This is a genomic window from Microtetraspora niveoalba, from assembly GCF_001570405.1.
Lineage (GTDB): Bacteria > Actinomycetota > Actinomycetes > Streptosporangiales > Streptosporangiaceae > Microtetraspora > Microtetraspora niveoalba.
Genome location: NZ_BBYM01000028.1, coordinates 50,434 through 68,019, shown reverse-complemented (window position 1 = coordinate 68,019; position 17,586 = coordinate 50,434). Strand labels below are relative to the sequence as shown.

General features: G+C 71.2%; 18 protein-coding genes. 10 read left to right on the top strand and 8 right to left on the bottom strand.

Going from position 1 to position 17,586, the window contains the following annotated elements; translation table 11 throughout:
- Positions 1 to 316 precede the first annotated feature (316 nt).
- Positions 317 to 1,252, top strand: coding sequence for a sugar phosphate isomerase/epimerase family protein (locus tag AWQ70_RS26145; RefSeq protein WP_067181157.1), 936 nt, complete (start codon positions 317 to 319; stop codon positions 1,250 to 1,252).
- Here the strand turns inward: AWQ70_RS26145 and AWQ70_RS26140 are convergent, their stop codons facing one another.
- Positions 1,253 to 2,119 carry an iron-sulfur binding domain-containing protein gene (locus tag AWQ70_RS26140; RefSeq protein ID WP_067181307.1) on the bottom strand — a complete coding sequence of 289 codons (867 nt, stop codon included), beginning with the start codon at positions 2,117 to 2,119 and terminating at the stop codon, positions 1,253 to 1,255.
- A gap of 83 nt (positions 2,120 to 2,202) precedes the next feature.
- Here AWQ70_RS26140 and AWQ70_RS26135 point away from each other — a divergent pair, with 83 nt between their 5' ends.
- Positions 2,203 to 2,946, top strand: a complete 744-nt coding sequence (locus AWQ70_RS26135; protein WP_067181155.1) for a hypothetical protein — start codon at positions 2,203 to 2,205, stop codon at positions 2,944 to 2,946.
- Positions 2,947 to 2,969: 23 nt separating this feature from the next.
- Here AWQ70_RS26135 and disA read toward each other — a convergent pair whose 3' ends face one another.
- The 5 genes from disA to AWQ70_RS26110 all read right to left on the bottom strand — a co-directional run bounded on the left by disA (position 2,970) and on the right by AWQ70_RS26110 (position 7,055).
- On the bottom strand, positions 2,970 to 4,058 hold the full coding sequence (gene disA, locus AWQ70_RS26130; protein WP_067181152.1) for a DNA integrity scanning diadenylate cyclase DisA: 1,089 nt from the start codon (positions 4,056 to 4,058) through the stop codon (positions 2,970 to 2,972).
- 56 nt (positions 4,059 to 4,114) lie between these two features.
- Positions 4,115 to 5,542: a DNA repair protein RadA gene (radA, locus tag AWQ70_RS26125; protein ID WP_067181149.1), complete on the bottom strand. Its 1,428-nt coding sequence runs from the start codon at positions 5,540 to 5,542 to the stop codon at positions 4,115 to 4,117.
- A 59-nt stretch (positions 5,543 to 5,601) separates the two neighbouring features.
- Entirely contained in the window at positions 5,602 to 5,916 is a 315-nt protein-coding gene (gene trxA, locus AWQ70_RS26120) for a thioredoxin (RefSeq protein ID WP_067181146.1), read from the bottom strand.
- A complete protein-coding gene (locus AWQ70_RS26115) occupies positions 5,913 to 6,293 on the bottom strand; it encodes a MerR family transcriptional regulator (RefSeq protein ID WP_067181142.1) in 381 nt (126 codons plus the stop codon). Before AWQ70_RS26115 ends, trxA begins: the two co-directional genes overlap by 4 nt.
- A 63-nt stretch (positions 6,294 to 6,356) precedes the next feature.
- On the bottom strand, positions 6,357 to 7,055 hold the full coding sequence (locus AWQ70_RS26110; RefSeq protein ID WP_067181139.1) for a class I SAM-dependent methyltransferase: 699 nt from the start codon (positions 7,053 to 7,055) through the stop codon (positions 6,357 to 6,359).
- Positions 7,056 to 7,135: 80 nt separating this feature from the next.
- Here AWQ70_RS26110 and AWQ70_RS26105 point away from each other — a divergent pair, with 80 nt between their 5' ends.
- The 6 genes from AWQ70_RS26105 (at position 7,136) to AWQ70_RS26080 (ending at position 13,271) form a co-directional block, all read left to right on the top strand.
- Entirely contained in the window at positions 7,136 to 7,948 is an 813-nt protein-coding gene (locus AWQ70_RS26105) for a sugar phosphate isomerase/epimerase family protein (RefSeq protein ID WP_067181136.1), read from the top strand.
- An 11-nt stretch (positions 7,949 to 7,959) separates the two neighbouring features.
- The gene (locus AWQ70_RS26100; protein ID WP_067181133.1) at positions 7,960 to 8,538 is read left to right on the top strand and encodes a TetR/AcrR family transcriptional regulator; all 579 of its coding nucleotides are present in this window, start codon (positions 7,960 to 7,962) and stop codon (positions 8,536 to 8,538) included.
- Positions 8,539 to 8,700: 162 nt separating this feature from the next.
- Positions 8,701 to 10,815, top strand: a complete 2,115-nt coding sequence (locus tag AWQ70_RS26095; protein WP_067181130.1) for a (Fe-S)-binding protein — start codon at positions 8,701 to 8,703, stop codon at positions 10,813 to 10,815.
- A 220-nt stretch (positions 10,816 to 11,035) separates the two neighbouring features.
- On the top strand, positions 11,036 to 11,881 hold the full coding sequence (locus tag AWQ70_RS26090; RefSeq protein ID WP_067181127.1) for a hypothetical protein: 846 nt from the start codon (positions 11,036 to 11,038) through the stop codon (positions 11,879 to 11,881).
- On the top strand, positions 11,878 to 12,954 hold the full coding sequence (locus AWQ70_RS26085) for a glycosyltransferase (protein WP_067181124.1): 1,077 nt from the start codon (positions 11,878 to 11,880) through the stop codon (positions 12,952 to 12,954). The genes AWQ70_RS26090 and AWQ70_RS26085 overlap by 4 nt, the downstream gene beginning before the upstream one ends.
- A gap of 35 nt (positions 12,955 to 12,989) precedes the next feature.
- Positions 12,990 to 13,271 carry a metal-sensitive transcriptional regulator gene (locus AWQ70_RS26080; protein WP_067181121.1) on the top strand — a complete coding sequence of 94 codons (282 nt, stop codon included), beginning with the start codon at positions 12,990 to 12,992 and terminating at the stop codon, positions 13,269 to 13,271.
- A 98-nt stretch (positions 13,272 to 13,369) separates the two neighbouring features.
- On the opposite strand, the gene AWQ70_RS39980 is transcribed toward AWQ70_RS26080, so the two are convergent.
- Positions 13,370 to 13,531: a hypothetical protein gene (locus tag AWQ70_RS39980; protein ID WP_169808747.1), complete on the bottom strand. Its 162-nt coding sequence runs from the start codon at positions 13,529 to 13,531 to the stop codon at positions 13,370 to 13,372.
- Between the two features lie 225 nt (positions 13,532 to 13,756).
- Positions 13,757 to 15,148, bottom strand: coding sequence for a hypothetical protein (locus tag AWQ70_RS26070; protein WP_245647155.1), 1,392 nt, complete (start codon positions 15,146 to 15,148; stop codon positions 13,757 to 13,759).
- 224 nt (positions 15,149 to 15,372) lie between these two features.
- Here AWQ70_RS26070 and AWQ70_RS26065 point away from each other — a divergent pair, with 224 nt between their 5' ends.
- Together AWQ70_RS26065 and AWQ70_RS26060 are read left to right on the top strand one after the other, a co-directional pair.
- Entirely contained in the window at positions 15,373 to 16,497 is a 1,125-nt protein-coding gene (locus AWQ70_RS26065) for a mannosyltransferase family protein (protein ID WP_084517822.1), read from the top strand.
- A 91-nt stretch (positions 16,498 to 16,588) separates the two neighbouring features.
- Positions 16,589 to 17,584, top strand: a complete 996-nt coding sequence (locus AWQ70_RS26060) for an endonuclease/exonuclease/phosphatase family protein (RefSeq protein ID WP_084517821.1) — start codon at positions 16,589 to 16,591, stop codon at positions 17,582 to 17,584.
- Positions 17,585 to 17,586: the final 2 nt, after the last annotated feature.

Below are 17,586 nucleotides of genomic sequence, written 5' to 3'. Positions count from 1 at the left end.
ACCGACTGCGCCACGGGAACCCCGCGTGAGAACACTCACGCGGGGTTCCCGCTTTGTTGACACCCGGACTATGCCACCACCCGATGTAGTACTACACTGCGTAGAGCGCCCGCCGGAGACACGACGGGCCTGACATCACTCCCGCGGCGTACCGAGAAATCCGCTGCGGGGCGGACGCGGTAACCGGAAGCACCGGGGCAAGCTCGGTGGCCCGGGCCGGATTTCCCGGCAGGGAGGTGACTCCCGTCCCATGCGGTCAGGACCGACCGCGTGGGCCAATAGGGCCGGGAAAGCGGACAAGCCTTGGAGGGACCTGATGCGCCTGTTGCACGACGACGGGACGCTCGTTCATCTGGCCTACAACACGGGAGTTCATCCCGCCGAGGACCTGGAGAACCTGATCGCGCACCTCACCCGCTACGCGGTGCCGGTGCGCAGGAAGCTGGGCGTGGACCGGCTCGGTGTGTGCCTGTGGCTCGCCCCCGCGGTCGCCGACCACCTCATCGCCGACCGCATCGAGCTGGTACGGCTGCGCCGCTCGCTCGAGGAGCGCGGCCTGGAGGTCGTGAGCCTCAACGGCACCGGCGGCCGCCACCAGGAGGTTCCCGGTCCCGACTGGGCGAAGCCCGAGCGCTACCGGTACACCATGGCCCTGGCCAAGATCCTCGCGTTCCTGCTGCCGGACGATGTCAGGTTCGGCAGCATCTCCACCATCCCGATCGGCTGGCGCCGCGACTGGCCGGCCGACCTGCACGCGATCGCCTCGCGCCGGCTCGACCGGCTCTCCCGCGAGCTGCGCGGCCTGTACAGCGTGACGGGGAAGACGATCCGGGTCGGCTTCGAGCCGTGGCCAGGCTGCGTCATCGAGACCACCGAGCAGGCCCTGAGCCGGGTCGGCGGCATCGACTCCGAGCACCTCGGCGTGTGCCTGGACGCCTGCCACCTGTCCTCCGGGGACGAGGAGGCCGGCGAGGCGCTGCGCGGTCTCGCCCGCACCGGCGCGCCCGTGGTGAAGCTCGGGCACGTGCACAATCACGGCCAGGAGAGCCCGAGCACCCAGCCCGTGATCGAGGGCACGCTCAACGCGATCCTGTCCGGCGCGGTGAGCGGCAGCGCCCACGTCGAGGTCGAGGTCCACGACTGGACCCCGCCGAAGTCGAAGGGCCCCGCCGCGCTCGTCGCGCGGCTGGCCGACGAGCTGGACTGGACCCGCAACAACCTGACCGCTCTCGGGCTCAAGCTCGCCGCCTGATCAGGCGGGCAGCCGGTAGGTCCCGTCGTCGAGGACCTCGGCCAGCCCGTCGTCCAGGAGGCCGTCGAGAGCCCTCTCGCGCTGGACGTGGTCCGCCCAGACCGCGTCCAGCGCCTCTTTGGGCACCGGGCCGTGCGCCTCGCGCAGAACGGCGAGCAGCCGTCCCCGGCACTGCCGGTCGGTGCCCGCGTACGTCTGGCCGCGCCGTACGGGGCCGTCGTGGGCGGGCCGGCCGGCGAGGCGCCAGGCGCACTGCGCGGTGATCGGGCAGCCTTCGCAGCGCGGGGAGCGGGCCGTGCACACCAGCGCGCCGAGCTCCATCACCGCGACCGCCCAGCGCGGCGCGCCGACGGCGGGGATGAGTGACTCGGCAAGCCGCCGCTCGGCCGTCGTGGTGGCCTTCGGCGGATACTCCTCGCCGCGTACGGCGCGGGCCAGCACCCGGCGGACGTTGGTGTCCAGGACGGCGTGGCTGCGCCCGTACGCGAAGCTGGCGACCGCGGCGGCGGTGTAGTCCCCGACGCCGGGGAGTGCCCGCAGCTCGTCGTAGGTGTCGGGCACCCGGCCCCCGTGGTCGGCCGTGACGGCCCTGGCGCAGGCGTGCAGGTTCAGCGCCCGGCGGGGGTAGCCGAGGCGCCCCCAGTGGCGTACCGCCTCGCCGGGCGGCTCTGCGGCGAGTGCCTCGGGAGTGGGCCAGCGCTCCATCCACTCCGTCCAGATCGGCAGCACCCTGGCGACCGGGGTCTGCTGGAGCATGATCTCGCTGACGAGGATGCCCCAGGGGGTCGCCTCCGGGCGGCGCCACGGCAGGTCCCGGTTGTGCTCGGCGTACCAGTCGAGGATGGGCTCGCGCAGTGAGATGGCCACCCGCCCGACCTTACCGGCGCTCGAGTCCTGCGCCGTCGGCGAGCCGTTCCCCTTCGCGCCCAACGACTCACCATACTTAGCGTATGGATCCGGACACGTTCCGTAGCGACATCGGCATCGAAGGGACGGACGTCTACTGGCGCCGTCGCATGGCGGTGCTCACCGGCGTCCTCGTCGTGGTGGCGGTCGTGGCCTGGGCTTGCACGAGCGCTTCGGGCAGGCGGACGTCCGCCGGGGCGGCCGATGGCGCCACGCCCGCGCCCGACGCGCTGGTCGTCTCGCTCCCGTCGCCTCTCGCCTCGCCGTCGGCCTCGGGGAGCCCCTCGCCCGCCGCGTCGTCGTCCGCGGAGAAGGACGGCAAGGGCGGCAAGGACGAGAGCGACGACAAGGACGTCAAGGCCGCCAAGGAGGCGAAGGCGGCCGCTCCGCTTCGCCCCGGCGATCCCTGCGACCCGAAGGATCTCGTGCTGAGCCTGCGCGGGGGCCAGCAGACGTACGCGAGTGGCGTGGAGCCGACGTTCCTGCTGACCGTCGTGAGCACCGGCAAGGTGGACTGCACCGTCGACGTGGGCCCGCGGATGCTGGAGACGCGCATCGTCTCGGGCAACGACCGGGTGTGGTCCACGGCCGACTGCGTCAGCGGCGACGGCGTCGACATCCAGATGCTCAGGCGCGGCGTGCCGTACGTGCGGACGATCAGGTGGGATCGGCGCCGCTCCGGCGACGACTGCACGGGGAAGCGTACGACGGCCCTGCCGGGGACGTACGTCGCCTGGACGCACGCGGCCGGCCTGCGCAGCCCGAAGGCGGTCTTCTACCTGCGCTGATCGAGGTGCGGCGGCGCCCGGGCTCAGATGTAGCGTTCGAGCAGTGACGACTCCGCGAGGCGGGACAACCCCTCGCGGACGCTGCGGGCCCGGGTCTCGCCGACGCCGCCCACTGACTGGAGGTCGTCGACGCTGGCGGCCAGGAGCTTCTGCAGCCCGCCGAAGTGGTCGACGAGCCGGTCCACGATCGTGCCGGGCAGCCGGGGCACCTTGGCCAGCAGCCGGAAGCCGCGGGGGCTGATCGGCCCGTCCAGCGCACCGGCGTCGGAGTAGCCGAGCGCGTGGGCGACCTTCGACGGGTCGAGCAGGTCGCCGGAGGACAACGCGTCGAGCGCGCGCAGGTGCTCGGTGAAGTCGCCCGAGCGCTCCAGCGCGGAGTCGGGCAGGTAGTCGCGCACGATCAGCTCGCGGTCGGCGTCCACCCCGGCGACCAGCTCGTCCAACTGGAGCGAGAGCAGCCGCCCGTCGGTGCCGAGCTCCACGACGTAGCCCTCGATCTCGCCCGCGATGCGGCGGACCATCTCCAGGCGCTGGACCACCGTCACCACCTCGCGGACGGTGACCAGATCCTCGATCTCCAGGGCGGACAGGGTGCCGGAGACCTCGTCCAGCCGCATCTTGTAGCGCTCCAGGGTCGCGAGCGCCTGGTTGGCCTTGGAGAGGATCGAGGCCGACTCCTCCAGGACGTAGCGCGTGCCGTCCAGATAGAGCGCGATCATCCGCATCGACTTGCTGATCGCGATCACCGGGAAGGACGTCTGCCTGGCCACCCGCTGGGCCGTGCGGTGGCGGGTGCCGGACTCGTCCGTCGGGATGGAGGGATCGGGCACGAGGTGCACGGCCGCGCGGACGATCCGCAGGTCGCCGCTGTTCAGCACGATCGCGCCGTCCATCTTGGCGAGCTCGCGAAGCCGGGTCGCGGCGAACTCGACGTCGAGCTCGAAGCCGCCGGTGCAGATCTCCTCGACGGTGCGGTCGTAGCCGAGGACGATGAGGCCCCCGGTGTGGCCGCGGAGAACACGTTCGAGGCCCTCACGCAGCGCGGTGCCAGGGGCGACGGCGGCGAGAATCGCCCTGCGCCGCTCGTCAGTTCCCTTGTCGTCGTATGGCACGTGACCCCCGCGGTCGGACGCATTACCTCGCTCAGTTTACCGGCGCAAGCCCAGGGTCACCGGACGTGCGAGAGGGCGTCCCAGACGTACTCGGCCTCGGTGACCTCGAAGCCCGGTGCGAAGGTCGTGGTGCGCAGCACGGGCTCGCGGACCGCGACGAGATGGCCGCGTGTCGGCGCCCGCTCCAGCTTCGGCGCCTCGTCTTCGAGCGACCCCTTGGGGACCAGCGCGCGGGTGAAGCCGAGCCGGGCCGCCTCGGACAGGCGGCGCCGTACGTCCCGGACCGGGCGCAGCTCTCCGGCGAGCCCGACCTCGCCCAGGACCACCAGGCCGGCGGGCAGCGCCTGGTCGGCGGCCGCGCTGACCACGGACAACATCAGGGCGAGGTCCACCGCGGGGTCGGTGAGCCGGATGCCGCCCACGGTGGCGGTGAACACGTCGCACTTGCCGATCTTGGCCTGGAGGCGTCGCTCCATCACGGCGAGGACCATCGCCACCCGGTAGGAGTCGAGGCCGGAGGAGGTCCGCCTCGGCTGCGGCGCCTCGGTCGGCCCGACGAGGGCCTGCACCTCGGCGGGGATCGGGCGGGTGCCCTCGATGGTCACCGTGACGCAGGTGCCCGGCACCGGCTCGGTGTGCCGTGACAGGAACAGCCCGCTGGGGTCGGTGATCCCGGTGATGCCGCGCTCGTTCAGGTCGAAGCAGCCGACCTCCTCGATCGGGCCGAACCGGTTCTTCACGGCGCGGACCATGCGCAACCGGGAGTTGCGGTCGCCCTCGAAGTGGAGCACCACGTCGACGAGGTGCTCCAGCACGCGGGGGCCGGCGATCGTGCCGTCCTTGGTCACGTGGCCGACGAGAACGGTGGACATGCCGCGCTCCTTGGCCAGGCGGACCAGGTTGCCCGCCACCTCGCGCACCTGGGTGACGCCGCCGGGCACGCCGGTGGCCTCGGCGGAGCCGATCGTCTGCACCGAGTCGACGATGAGGAGCCGCGGCTGCACCTTCTCCACATGCGCGACCAGGGCCGACAGGTCGGTCTCGGCGGCGAGGTAGAGCCGGGGCTCGATCGCGCCGATGCGGTCGGCCCGCATCCGCACCTGGGCGGCGGACTCCTCCCCGGTGACGTAGAGGACGGTCTCGTGGCCGGCGGTGCGGGCGGCGGCCTCCAGCAGGAGCGTGGACTTGCCGATGCCGGGCTCGCCGGCGAGCAGGACGACCGCGCCGGGCACCAGGCCGCCGCCCAGCACCCGGTCGAGCTCGCCCACCCCCGTGGGGCGGGCGTGCGCGACCTCGGCCTTCACCTCGCTGATCGGGACCGCCGGCGCGCTCACCGCGCCCGGTCTGACCACGCTGACGCCCTGGCGGGCGCCGGCCTCCTCGACCGTGCCCCACGCCTGGCACTCGCCACAGCGCCCCACCCACTTGGCGGTGGTCCACCCGCACTCGCCGCATCGGTAGGACACCCTCTGCTTCGTCGCCACGGGGGCACGTTATCGGCCCGCGCCGACAAACAGGCACGGACGTCCGCTCCGGCGGCCGGTCAAAACTGGCCGTCGAGGTCGGCGAGCAGCAGCCGCTTGGGCTTCGCGCCGCGGATCTGCCGGACCACCTCGCCGTCCCGGTAGAGGTTGAGCGTCGGGAAGCCGAGGATGTCGTACCGGCGGGCGATCTCCGGGTGGTCGTCGGCGTTGAGCTTGGCCACGGTGAGGCGGTCGCCGTACTCGGCGGCGATCTCCTCCAGGATCGGGGCGATCATCCGGCACGGCGGGCACCATTCGGCCCAGAAGTCCACCAGGACGGGCTTGTCGCTCCGCAGCACCTGCTCGTCGAACGTCTCGGCGGTGAGAGTGATCACGGTTCTCCTCCTTTGGAAAGCACGCAGCCCGGGCAGGCCCGCGCGAGCTGGGAGGCGACCTCGGACCTGCGGGCGACCAGCGCCCGGATCTCCTCGTCGATCTCGGCGAGCTTGCGCCGGTAGACCGCGACGGAGTCCGGGCAGGCGTGCCCCGACGGCCGGCCGGACCGCAGGCACTCGACGAACGGCCGGGCGTCCTCCAGCGTGAACCCCACCGCCATGAGCGAGCGGATCTCGACGACCAGCCGCAGGTCGGCCTCGTCGTACTCGCGATATCCGTTCGCGGAGCGGCGCGCCTCGATCAGCCCCTGTTGCTCGTAGTAGCGCAGCGCCCGGGTGCTCACCCCCGCGCGCCGAGCCAGCTCTCCGATCCGCATCGGCCCTCCCGGAACCAGACGGTAAACCTTGACGCCGACGTCAAGGTCAAGGAGCGGGCGGGATCAGAAATGCCGCCAGCGCAGGACGTTGGGGTAGGCGATCTCCAGTCCCTCGGTCTCGTCGGCGGCCGCCCGCGCCACCTCGGGGGTGAACTCGATGCGCAGCACGCTCTCCAGATCGTCCCTGGACGTGAAGACCATCCGCAGGTCGAGCTCGCGCCGCCGCCAGCCCTGGCGGGACCAGAACGCCTCCACGTCCTCCGGGGAGTACGACGGCAACGAGCGGCGGAACCAGCGTCCGAAGGCGCCCCTCGTGGCGTCCAGGTCCACCACGAAGGCCGCGCCGCCGCGGCGCACGACCCGGGACAGCTCGCGCAGCCCCGGCTCGCAACCGGGCCCGAAGAAGTACGCCCAGCGGGCGACGGCCACGTCCACCGAGGAGTCGGGCACGGGGAGCTCCTGGGCGGTGCCCGTACGGACGTGGACGTTGGGCAGGGAGGCGCAGCGGGAGGCGGCGTGCGAGGCGAGGCCGGCGTGCGGCTCCACGCCGACCACACGGGCCGCTTCGGCGGCGAGCGCGGGGAGGTGGAAACCGGTGCCGCAGCCGATGTCGAGCACGTGGCCGCCGTCCCAAAGGCGGATCGCGCGCATCGCCGCGTCGGCGACCCCGTCGGGGTCCACCGCGCGGTTCTCCACCTCGTAGATCCGCGGGGAGTTCCAGATGTTCGGGCTGGGGATCGCCCCGGTCAGGATGCGCGCCATGCGTCAACGATAGGTTGTGATCTTCACTGCATCATTGTGGCGTCGCGGCACGCGCTCTCCGCCCGGCTTAGGCTGGATCCGTGAGTGCCATCCGTGTCCCCAGCGCGAAGATCGCGTTGTCCACGGCGTCGGTGTACCCCGAGCGGACGCCGGACGCCTTCGAGCTGGCGCAGCGCCTGGGATACGACGGCGTAGAGATCATGGTCGGGCAGGACCCGGTCAGCCAGGATGTCGAGGTCCTCCAGCGGCTGGTGGACCACTACCAGATGCCGATCCTGGCCGTGCACGCCCCGTGCCTGCTCGTCACCCAGCGGGTGTGGGGACGTGACCCCTGGCTCAAGCTGCAGCGGGCCCGCCGGGCGGCCGAGCGGCTGGGCGCGCGGACCGTGGTGGTCCACCCGCCGTTCCGCTGGCAGCGTGACTACGCCCGGGACTTCGAGGTCGGGCTGGCCCGCATGCGCGAGGAGACCGACGTGGTCTTCGCGGTGGAGAACATGTTCCCGCTGAGGGCGCGCGGCAGCGAGGTCGTCCCGTACGCGCCGGGGTGGGACCCGATCGACTACGACTTCCCGGACGTCACGCTGGACCTGTCCCACACGGCCGTCTCGGGGTCGGACGCGATGGAGATGGCCGCCAAGCTCGGCGACCGGTTGGCGCACCTGCACCTGGCCGACGGCGTCGGGACCACGAACAAGGACGAGCACCTGGTGCCGGGGCGGGGCAACCAGCCGTGCGCGCAGATGTTGCAGCGCCTCGCGGGCAACGGGTACGACGGCCTGGTGGTGCTGGAGATCAACACCCGCAGGGCGGCGGGCCGGACCGAGCGGATCGACGATCTGGCCGAGGCGCTGGCCTTCGCGCGGCAGCACCTGGCGGCCACGGGTCGGCGGTGACGGAGCGGGCCGTGCCCCGGCGGAGGCCGGGCCGCAGGCCGGGCGCCGCGGACACGCGGGGTGAGGTGCTGGCCGCCGCACGCCGGATCTTCGCCGAGAAGGGGTACGACAAGGCGACTGTCCGGGGCATCGCGGCCGAGGCGGGGGTGGATCCGGCGCTCGTCCACCATTACTTCTCCTCCAAGGAGGGCGTCTTCGTCGCGGCCATGCAGTTCCCGATGGTGCCGGCGGACGTGCTCCCGGGGATCCTCGCCGGGCCGCGCGACCAGATCGGCGAGCGGCTGGTCCGGTTCCTGCTGACGATGACGTCCGCCCCGGAGGCCCGCGAGCCGATCATGGCGCTGCTGCGCACCGCGATGGTGAACGAGCAGGCGGTGGGTATGCTGCGCGAGTTCATCACCGACGCGATCCTGACCCGGGTCGCCCAGGCGCTCTCCATCCCACCCATCAGGATGGAGGTCGCCTTCGCCCAGATGTTCGGGGTATTGATGATGCGGTACATCGTCGAACTCGAGCCGCTCGCCTCGGCCGGCACGGAGGAGCTCGTGGAGATCCTCGCCCCTACGCTGCAGCGATACCTCACCGCGTAGCCCGGGGTCGTGCTGCTCTAGAGCTTTCTTCTACTATCGGGGCGGGACGTATCGGACTTTTGCCCGGCAAGTTACCGATGGGTAGGATTTGGTGCGGCCTCGGCGTAATCGTGGATGACCTGCGGTCGTACGCTGGCAGCCAACTTCGGTATAGGAGGACCCGTGCTCTGGGTTGCGATCATCGGGCTCGTCGCGACGGCCGTCGCGCTCGCCCTGGCGGGCCGCCGGGTGGCGTTCCTCTACAGGCTCGCCACCAGTGGACAGCCCGCCCCCGAACGTGTCGCATACGCCAAGGAAAACGTCGGCACCGAGATCAAGACCCAGCTCGTCGAGGTCTTCGGGCAGAAGAAGCTGCTGAAGTGGACGCCGTCGGGCACCGCGCACTTCTTCGTGATGTGGGCGTTCTTCATCCTGGCGACGGTCTATCTGGAGGCGTACGGCGCGCTCATCCAGGGGATGATCACCGGCACTCCGGACTTCCACATCCCGCTCATCGGGACGTGGGCGGTGCTGGGCTTCCTCCAGGACTTCATAGCCGTCGCCGCGCTCATCGGCCTGATCGCCTTCACCGTCATCCGGATCAAGAACTCGCCCAAGAAGCTCGGACGCGGCTCCCGGTTCTCCGGCTCGCACCTGGGCGGCGCGTGGCTCGTCCTCTTCATGATCTTCAATGTGATCTGGACGATGTTCCTCTTCCGCGGCGCCGCGATCAACACCGGGAACTTCCCGTACGCGTCGGGCGCGTTCGCCTCGGAGCTGACCGCGAAGATCCTGCCGACCAGCGAGCTGCTGGAGGAGATCGGCCTCCTGCTGCACATCGGCGTCATGCTGGTGTTCCTGATCATCGTGGTGAACTCCAAGCACCTGCACATCTTCACCGCGCCGCTGAACGTGCTCTTCTCCCGCCGCCCGGACGGCCTGGGCGCGGCGCAGGAGATGCGCAGCGGCGGCAAGGTGCTCGACTTCGAGGAGGCCGACCCCGAGGTCGACGTCTTCGGCCGGGGCAAGATCCAGGACACCACCTGGAAGGGCTTCCTCGACTTCTACACCTGCACCGAGTGCGGCCGCTGCCAGTCGCAGTGCCCGGCGTGGAACACCGGCAAGCCGCTGTCGCCCAAGATGCTGATCATCGACCAGCGCGACCACGCCTTCCAGATCGCTCCGTACCTGCTGGCGGGCGAGGAGAAGCGGGACTCCTACCCGGAGGACGTGCTCGCCCTGCTGGACAAGCCGCTGGTCGGCGAGGACGGGGTCATCCACCCCGACGTGCTCTGGTCGTGCACCAACTGCGGCGCCTGCGTCGAGCAGTGCCCGGTGGACATCGAGCACATCGACCACATCCTGGACATGCGCCGCTACCAGGTCATGATCGAGTCCTCGTTCCCGTCCGAGGCGGGCGTCATGCTCAAGAACCTCGAGAACAAGGGCAACCCGTGGGGCATGTCCGAGATGAAGCGGGCCGAGTGGATCGAGGAGCTCGACTTCGAGGTCCCGATCATCGACGAGAAGATGCCCGAGGACGTCGAGTACCTGTTCTGGGTCGGCTGCGCGGGCGCGCTGGAGGACCGGGCGAAGAAGACCACCAAGGCGGTCGCGGAGCTGCTGCACATCGCGGGTGTGAAGTTCGGCGTGCTCGGCCCGATGGAGGCGTGCACGGGTGACCCGGCCCGCCGCCTGGGCATGGAGTTCCTGTTCAACATGCTCGCCCAGCAGAACATCGAGACGCTGAACGAGGCCGGCGTCAAGAAGATCGTGGCCACCTGCCCGCACTGCTTCAACACCCTCGCCAACGAGTATCCGCAGCTCGGCGGCACGTACGAGGTCGTGCACCACACGCAGCTCCTGGCGCACCTGGTCGAGGAGGGCAGGCTCACCCCGATCACGCCGATCGAGGAGAAGATCACCTACCACGACCCTTGCTTCCTGGGCCGGCACAACAAGGTGTACGCGCAGCCCCGCGACATCATGGCGAAGGTGCCCGGCGTTCAGGCGCAGGAGATGCACCGGTGCAAGGACCGCGGTTTCTGCTGCGGCGCCGGCGGCGCGCGCATGTGGATGGAGGAGCGGCTCGGCAAGCGCATCAACACCGAGCGGGTGGACGAGGCGCTGACCACCGATCCGGACACCGTTTCCACGGCGTGCCCGTTCTGTCTGGTGATGCTGGGTGACGCCATCAACGAGAAGAAGAACAGCGGCGAGGCCAAGGAGACCCTGGAGGTCGTCGACGTGGCGCAGCTCCTGATCAAGTCGGTCAAGGGGGAGCCGGTCGCCGGCTGACGGTTCGCGTGCCGTACGGGCCGCCCTTCCCGGGGAGGAACGGGAAGGGCGGCCCGTCGCTTGTCAATCTTATCCACAATTTGTGGAATTGATCCGTCAAAACGCCAGGGCTGTTGGAAATCGGGGCGTTCGGCGCAAATCCCTTTCTTGGCATATCCACATAACGGGAAAATCACGGTAACCTCAACGGTGGCTCAATCAACGGGGAGGGGGCTGCGCGGTGAGCGTGATCGTTACGAATGCCGAGGTCACCCTTGCCGACGTGCTCTCCGTGCGCATGACCGTGGACGAGCCGCTGTCCGGAGAGGCTCGGCTGGTCCTGCGGCACCGCGGCACCGGCACCGAGCGCCTGGTCCCCCTCGACGACGCCGGCTCCCATGAGGACGCCGGGACGGCCGGGCTCGCGGTCCCGCTGTCGCCGCTGTCGCTCGCGCCCGGCCGCTGGGACGCCTACCTGCAGCGGGACGGCTCCCGCCTGCGGCTGCGCAGCGTCGATCCCGGGTTCTCGCTCGACCGCCTCGACGCGTACGCGCTGGGGCGGCGCACTCTGGCCTACCGCGCGTACCGCACCCGGAACGGCTTCCTGGCTGTCAAGATCGACCGGGCGGCGCCGGTGGCGGACGTCCGGGCGGTGTGGTTCCGCGAGGGACGCTTCGAGGTCACCGGTCTGCTCGCGTACACGGGGCTGGACGACGACGACCGGCACCGCGACGCGCGGCTCGCGCTGCGCCGAGGCGAGCAGGGCGACAAGGGCGACCGGGGCGACCGGGGCGGGCCGTGCGCCGGCGACGCGAGCGTGACCGTCGCCGCCACGGTGCAGGGCGTGCGGTTCCACGCGGCGCTCTCGCTGTGCGACGTGCTCGCCGCCGCGCCCGACCAGGAAGGCGTCTGGCAGCCGTCCCTGGAGGTGGACGGCGTCGCCGGACGGCTCCCGCTGGGCGCCAGGATCGACGACGTCGAGGGCAAACGCCGCAGGGTCCACTATCCGCGCGTCCTCGTGGACGGCGTCCCGGTCACCCCCACCTTCACTTCCGACGACGAGCTGCGCCTGGAGGTGGGCGCGTGAAGATCTCCTTTCTCGTCCCCTCCGCGTACGCGATGCGAGGGGACGTGCGCGCCACCCTGAACCTGGCGGCGGGGCTGGCGGCGCGCAACGAGGTGGAGATCGTGAGCGTCAGGCGGACCAGGGAGACGCCGTTCTTCCCGGTCGACCCGCGGGTCTCCGTCCGCTGGCTGGTCGACTCGCGGCCCGGCGTGCGGCGCCTGCTGCCGCCCGGCCAGATGCGCACCGAGGTGGCGCTCTGGCGCGCGCTGCGCGGGCTGCGCACCGACGTGCTGGTCACGACCAGGCCGAGCCTCGCGGTCCAGGCCGCCCGGCACGCGCCGCGCGAGGTGGTGCGCATCGCCCGGGAGTGGTCGCGCCCGGCGGTGCCCGACCCGGTCCGCCGGTTCTATCCCCGCCTGGACGCGGTGGTGACGAGCACGGCGAGCGCGCGGGAGGACTGGGCACGGCTCCTCGACGACGACCTCTCGGTGCACGCCATCCCGGACGCGCTGCCCGCCGGGCCGTGGCCGCGGTCCCGGATGGACAACCGCATCGTCAGCGCCGGAGGCCGGCTCGTGCCGGTCAAGGCGTACAACCGGCTGATCCGCGCCTTCGCCGTCGTCGCGGACAAGCGGCCCGACTGGCGGCTGCGCCTGTACGGCACGGGCCCGGAGGAGAAGCGGCTGCGCGCCCTCGTCGCGGAGCTCGACCTGCACAACCACGTCTATTTCATGGGCGCGACGTCCGACCTGCCGGGCGAGTTCGCCAAGGCGTCGATCGTCGCGGTGCCGTCCCGGCAGGAGGCGCCCGGCATGAGCGTGGTCGAGGCGCTGAGCTGCGGCGTGCCGGTGGTGGGGTTCGAGGGGACGCGAGGGCCGGCGGAGTTCGTCCGGCCCGGCCACGACAGCGTCCTGGTGCCCGAGGGGGACGGCGAGGTCGAGGCGTACGCCGCCGCGCTGCTCGGGCTGGTGGACGACGACCGCCGCCGTTCGGCGCTGGCCGCGGGCGCGCTGCAGACCGCCGCGACGCACGCCGCCGACCTGGTCGCGACCCGCTGGCAGGAGCTGATGTACGGTTTGCGATCCCGCGAGTGACTGGCGTTACCTCCCAAAACGGGTAGCGTGAGGTCATGCACGGGTACAGCGGGGACAAGCAGGCGTATCTCAAGCGGCTGCGCCGGATCGAGGGACAGATCCGGGGGCTGCATCGGATGGTCGACGAGGACGAGTACTGCATCGACATCCTCACCCAGGTGTCCGCGGCCACCCGTGCGCTCCAGGCGGTGGCTCTCGGTCTGCTGGAGGACCACATCGCGCACTGCGTGGCGCACGCGGTGAACGAGGGCGGTCCGGCGGCGGACGAGAAGGTCAAGGAGGCGTCGGCGGCCATCGCCCGGCTCGTACGCTCCTGAGCCGCCGGGCTGGTTGACTAGTCCCGGAGAAAAAACGATCCCGGACCCCGTCGCCGGAGTCCGGGATTGTCGGTAGTCGGGTTCTCGTGAATTCGCCTTCAGCGGCTCGCCGAGGTCCCCAAACCGAGTGCGTTGTCGAGTTCTTCCAAGGTCAGTCGGTCATCGCTGAAGTTGACGGCCTCCAGCACCTCCGCATAGAGCGCGATCTCGTCCAACGCGACACGGTCGTGGACCCGAGAGTCCAGGTCGTCGTGCCCCACCGCGTCGTCCTTCCTTCTGCAGCCCACACCCACCACGAGGTTACGTCCCGGCTGTCTTTCCCCGACATGGCCCATCGGGACCATTCCTGGGGGCTGGTCGACCCCCTACCACTAACCATTTCCCAGATTCTGAGATCACAATTCGGTTAATTTCGGGAAGCGCTTCCGGGGCTTTGGTAAAAGCAGAGGATATTGCTCGTTCCTGGGAATCATGTGAAGAAAGTGTCACGTGTGAAAGAGCCACCCGGACTCTGACTGATCGTGGAATTCACCGGTCACCGGGAGCCCGGGGGCGGTGTCGTCCCGCTCGTGCATGAGGCACGCGACGACGGCCGACGACACCGGGAACCCGCGCGGCGGCGGCGTCGTGCCGGTCAGGGCGCACCACGCCAGACCCGTGGCGTACGCGGCTCCGAGCAGGGCGGCGGCCGCGTCGCGGCCGGGCGGCGCCAGGGCGGCGGGCAGCGCGCCCGAGGAGGGCCAGCAGCCGCGCAGCGGGTGGGCCGGATCGGTGAGCGCCACATAGAGCGACCGGCGCATCTCGTCGTCGATCCAGGGATAGAGCAACGGCACCACGCCCGCCGTCGCCCCGCCCGTCACGGCGGCGATGTCGGCGGCGAGCAGCGAGGCGGCCACCGCGCGCGGGTCCGCGCCGGAGCGGGCCACGTGTCCCAACGCCTCGACCAGGTCGTACAGCCGGTGCCGGAAGTGCTCGCCCGGGGACGTCTCGGACAGGGTCGCCACGGCGAGCCGTGGAGGGCGGCGCGCCAGCCACGCCTGCCGTACGGCGCCGGTCTGGGCGGCGGGAGCGTCCAGCCAGGGGCGTGTGGCGGCCGGGCCCGCCATCGCCAGCAGCGCGTCCGCCCTGAGGCGGAACCTCGCGTCGGCCCTGAGCACGGAGGCGGTCTCGACGACCAGCCCGGCCATCCGCCCGGCGAGCCGCGCGCCCGCCTCACCCGGCCGCGCGAGCATCCGTTCGGCGTACAGCGCCACGAGCGCGTCGAGGGGGACCGGCGGCAACCAGCGCACCCAGTCGTCCCCCGGCAGCGGGCGGGCCAGGAACTCGCCGAACATCGACAGCAGCACCTCGTTGCCGTCGAAGGCGGGGGCGTAGGCGCACCACATGATCGTGCCCCACACCGCCGCGACCGTGCCGGCCACGTCGGCCGCGAACACGTCGCGGAACACGCCCTCGGGCAGCGGGAAGTCCGCACGGCCCAGGCGGCGGTGCGCCACGACCAGCTCCCTGATCCGCTCCGTGACGCCCTCGGGCACGTCCGGGCCGACGAACGCCTGCGTGGAGCCGCGGTCGACCGCGAAGTCGGGCCCGGCGGGCACGAGGAGGTGGGGGACGCCCGAGGTCGGCGGAGCCGGGCGGGCGGCCGAGCGGACCCGGGGCAGCGCCGGGGGCGCCGACAGGTGCCAGCGGCCGTCCACGCGGTCGAGCCGGTGCCACCGCGCGTGCGCGCCGAACAGCCAGCGGGAGCCGTCCGGGGTCACCAGGGTCCGCGCCGCGATCGCCTGCTCGCGCGCGGGGCCGGGCAGCGTCGCCCAGCGCGGGTCGGCGACCATGGCGCGGACGTCCCGCTCGATCGCCGTGAAACCGTCCCAGTGCACCCGGTAATGGTAGATCCCGCCGACGACAGGACGGCTGAAAGTTTCAGCCGCGAGAACGCCCATGACCTGCGGGGATGGGTCGCGCGCGGCGGGCCGCGCGGTTTTCCGTCCGGTGTTCTCTTTGCACGGAGGGGTGCGACGTACTTCCATTGGTCAGCGTGACGGAGATTCAGCGGGCGGAGGCCGAAGTGGAACCCGCAGTGGAACCCGCGTCGGAGCCAGGCGTGACGCCCGGCGGGGAACGGCTCGGCAGGCTGCGGCGGTTCCTCGGCCGGCCGGCCGACCGGACCGCCCTGCTGATCTGGTTCTTCTGGCACGTCGCGACCTACATCTACATGGTGCTGGCCGCGCCCGGGAGGACGGAGGCGCCGCTGCTCGACCGGCTCACGCCGTGGGACTCGGACAACTTCATCGCGATCGCGCAGTACGGCTACGACGGCACGCCGGGCATGCCGGACGCGCCGAAGCTGATCGCGTTCTTCCCCGGGTTGCCGCTGCTGCTGCGGGACCTGCACTGGCTGATCCCCGACTGGAGCCTCTCCATCGTGCTGGTGTCGCTCGTGGCGAGCGCGGTGGTCGCGGTGTCGTTGTCCCGGCTGAGCGACTCGTACCGGAAGGGGACGGGCACCTGGACGGTGCTGGCGTTCTTCCTCAGCCCGTTCGCGGTGTTCCTGCTCGCGGGCTACTCGGAGGCGCCGTTCCTCGCGCTGGCGATCCCCGCGTGGCTGCTCGCCCGCCGGGGCCGCTGGGCCGCCGCGTCCGTCTGCGCCGCGCTGGCGTCCTCGATCCGGGTGTCGGGGCTCTTCCTCGCGCTCGGCCTGGCCGTGATGTTCCTGGTCGCGAAGAACGGCAGGCAGTGGCGCAAGCTGCCGTGGCTGGCGCTGCCCGGCGTGCCGGTGCTCGCGTACATGCTCTATCTCTGGGACCGCACGGGCGACCTGATGGCGTGGAAGGCGGCCGAGGCGCAGTACTGGGGGCGCTTCCCCGAGGCGCCCTGGCAGGTGCTGATCAACACCTGGAACAGGTCGATCGACGAGGTGGCGCTGCGCACGTCGTACCAGGAGGAGATGCTGGCGGCGGCGGTGCTCGTGGCGCTCATCGTCTGGCGGCTGGTGCGCCGCCGGTGGGAGGACGTCGCCTATCTCGCTCCGCAGGCGGTGGCGCTGCTGGCGATGTCGTCGTTCTACATGTCGGTCGGCCGGGCCTCGCTGCTGTGGTGGCCGCTCTATCTCTCCATCGGCATCGTGGGGGCGCGGCGGCCCTGGGTGTTCATGGCGTATCTGGCGGTGGCCGCGCCGGTCATGGCCATCAACGTAGGAAATTTCACCACCGGTGCCTGGGTGGGGTGAGACGTCCTTTTTGCCGCTATCTATCCACGTCTCGCTAGTATGATCACGTTTGCTACGCTGAGTAGTCGATTGATTGTGGAGAGTGAGATACATGATCGGTGCGCGTCGGCGTCACATGGCGAGGGTCATCGTCTCCGGAGTCCTGCTCGCCTCACCGCTCGTCGGATCCACCGGGGCGGTGGCCGACGACGACCCGCTGTCGTACCGGGTGAACGCTCTCACCTTCAACCTGTGCGGGGGCAACAACAAGCGGAACACGTGCGCCGAGGACCTCATCCCGGAGCGACGGCGCGTCTGGGCGCCCCAGGTCTCCGCGCTGATCAGGAGCAGGGACGTGGACGTCGCGTCCTTCACCGAGATGTGCTACGCCCAGGTCGACCTGCTGCAGCGGGAGCTGCCCGACTACGACTTCGTCTGGTACGGCCTCGGCAGGTCGGCCAACTGCCGCCAGATCTGGGGTGACATGACCGACCGCACGACCGCGCCCAACGGCAGGACCGCCGGCATCGCGCTGGCCTTCAAGAACGGCGTCGTGGGGTCTCCGATGCGCCGGAGGCTGGTCATCGACAACCCGGACGCCGACCCGACGGCGTCCGTGCACAGGCGCGGCGTGCTGTGCGCGCGCTCGGTGATCGGCATGGAGTACGCCGTCGGCTGCGTGACGCACATCTCGGCCCTCGAATCCCCCACGCAGGTCACCGGGCGGATCGGCGAGTGGGCGGGGAACGCGCCGGTCATCCTCGGCGGCGACTTCAACCGCCTGCCCGAGCACCCCGAGCTGACCAAGGTGTACGGCCCCGCTCTCGGCACGGGGGGCTTCACGGAGGCGGACGCGGGGCCGGCGGGCCGCCAGAGCCGGGGCGGCAGCCCGACCACGAGGGGCGGCCGGAAGATCGACTACATCTTCGCCAGCCAGGAGGACTACCGGAACGCCGGGGCGGAGGTGATCGACACGAATCCCGAGCTGTCCGACCACCGGCCGCTGGCCGGCACGTTCACCGGGACCCTCGACGGCGGCTACACCCAGGCGTTCGTGCACACGTTCACCGAGGTCGTCACGGAGGCGTTCACCGCCATCCCCAGGTGATC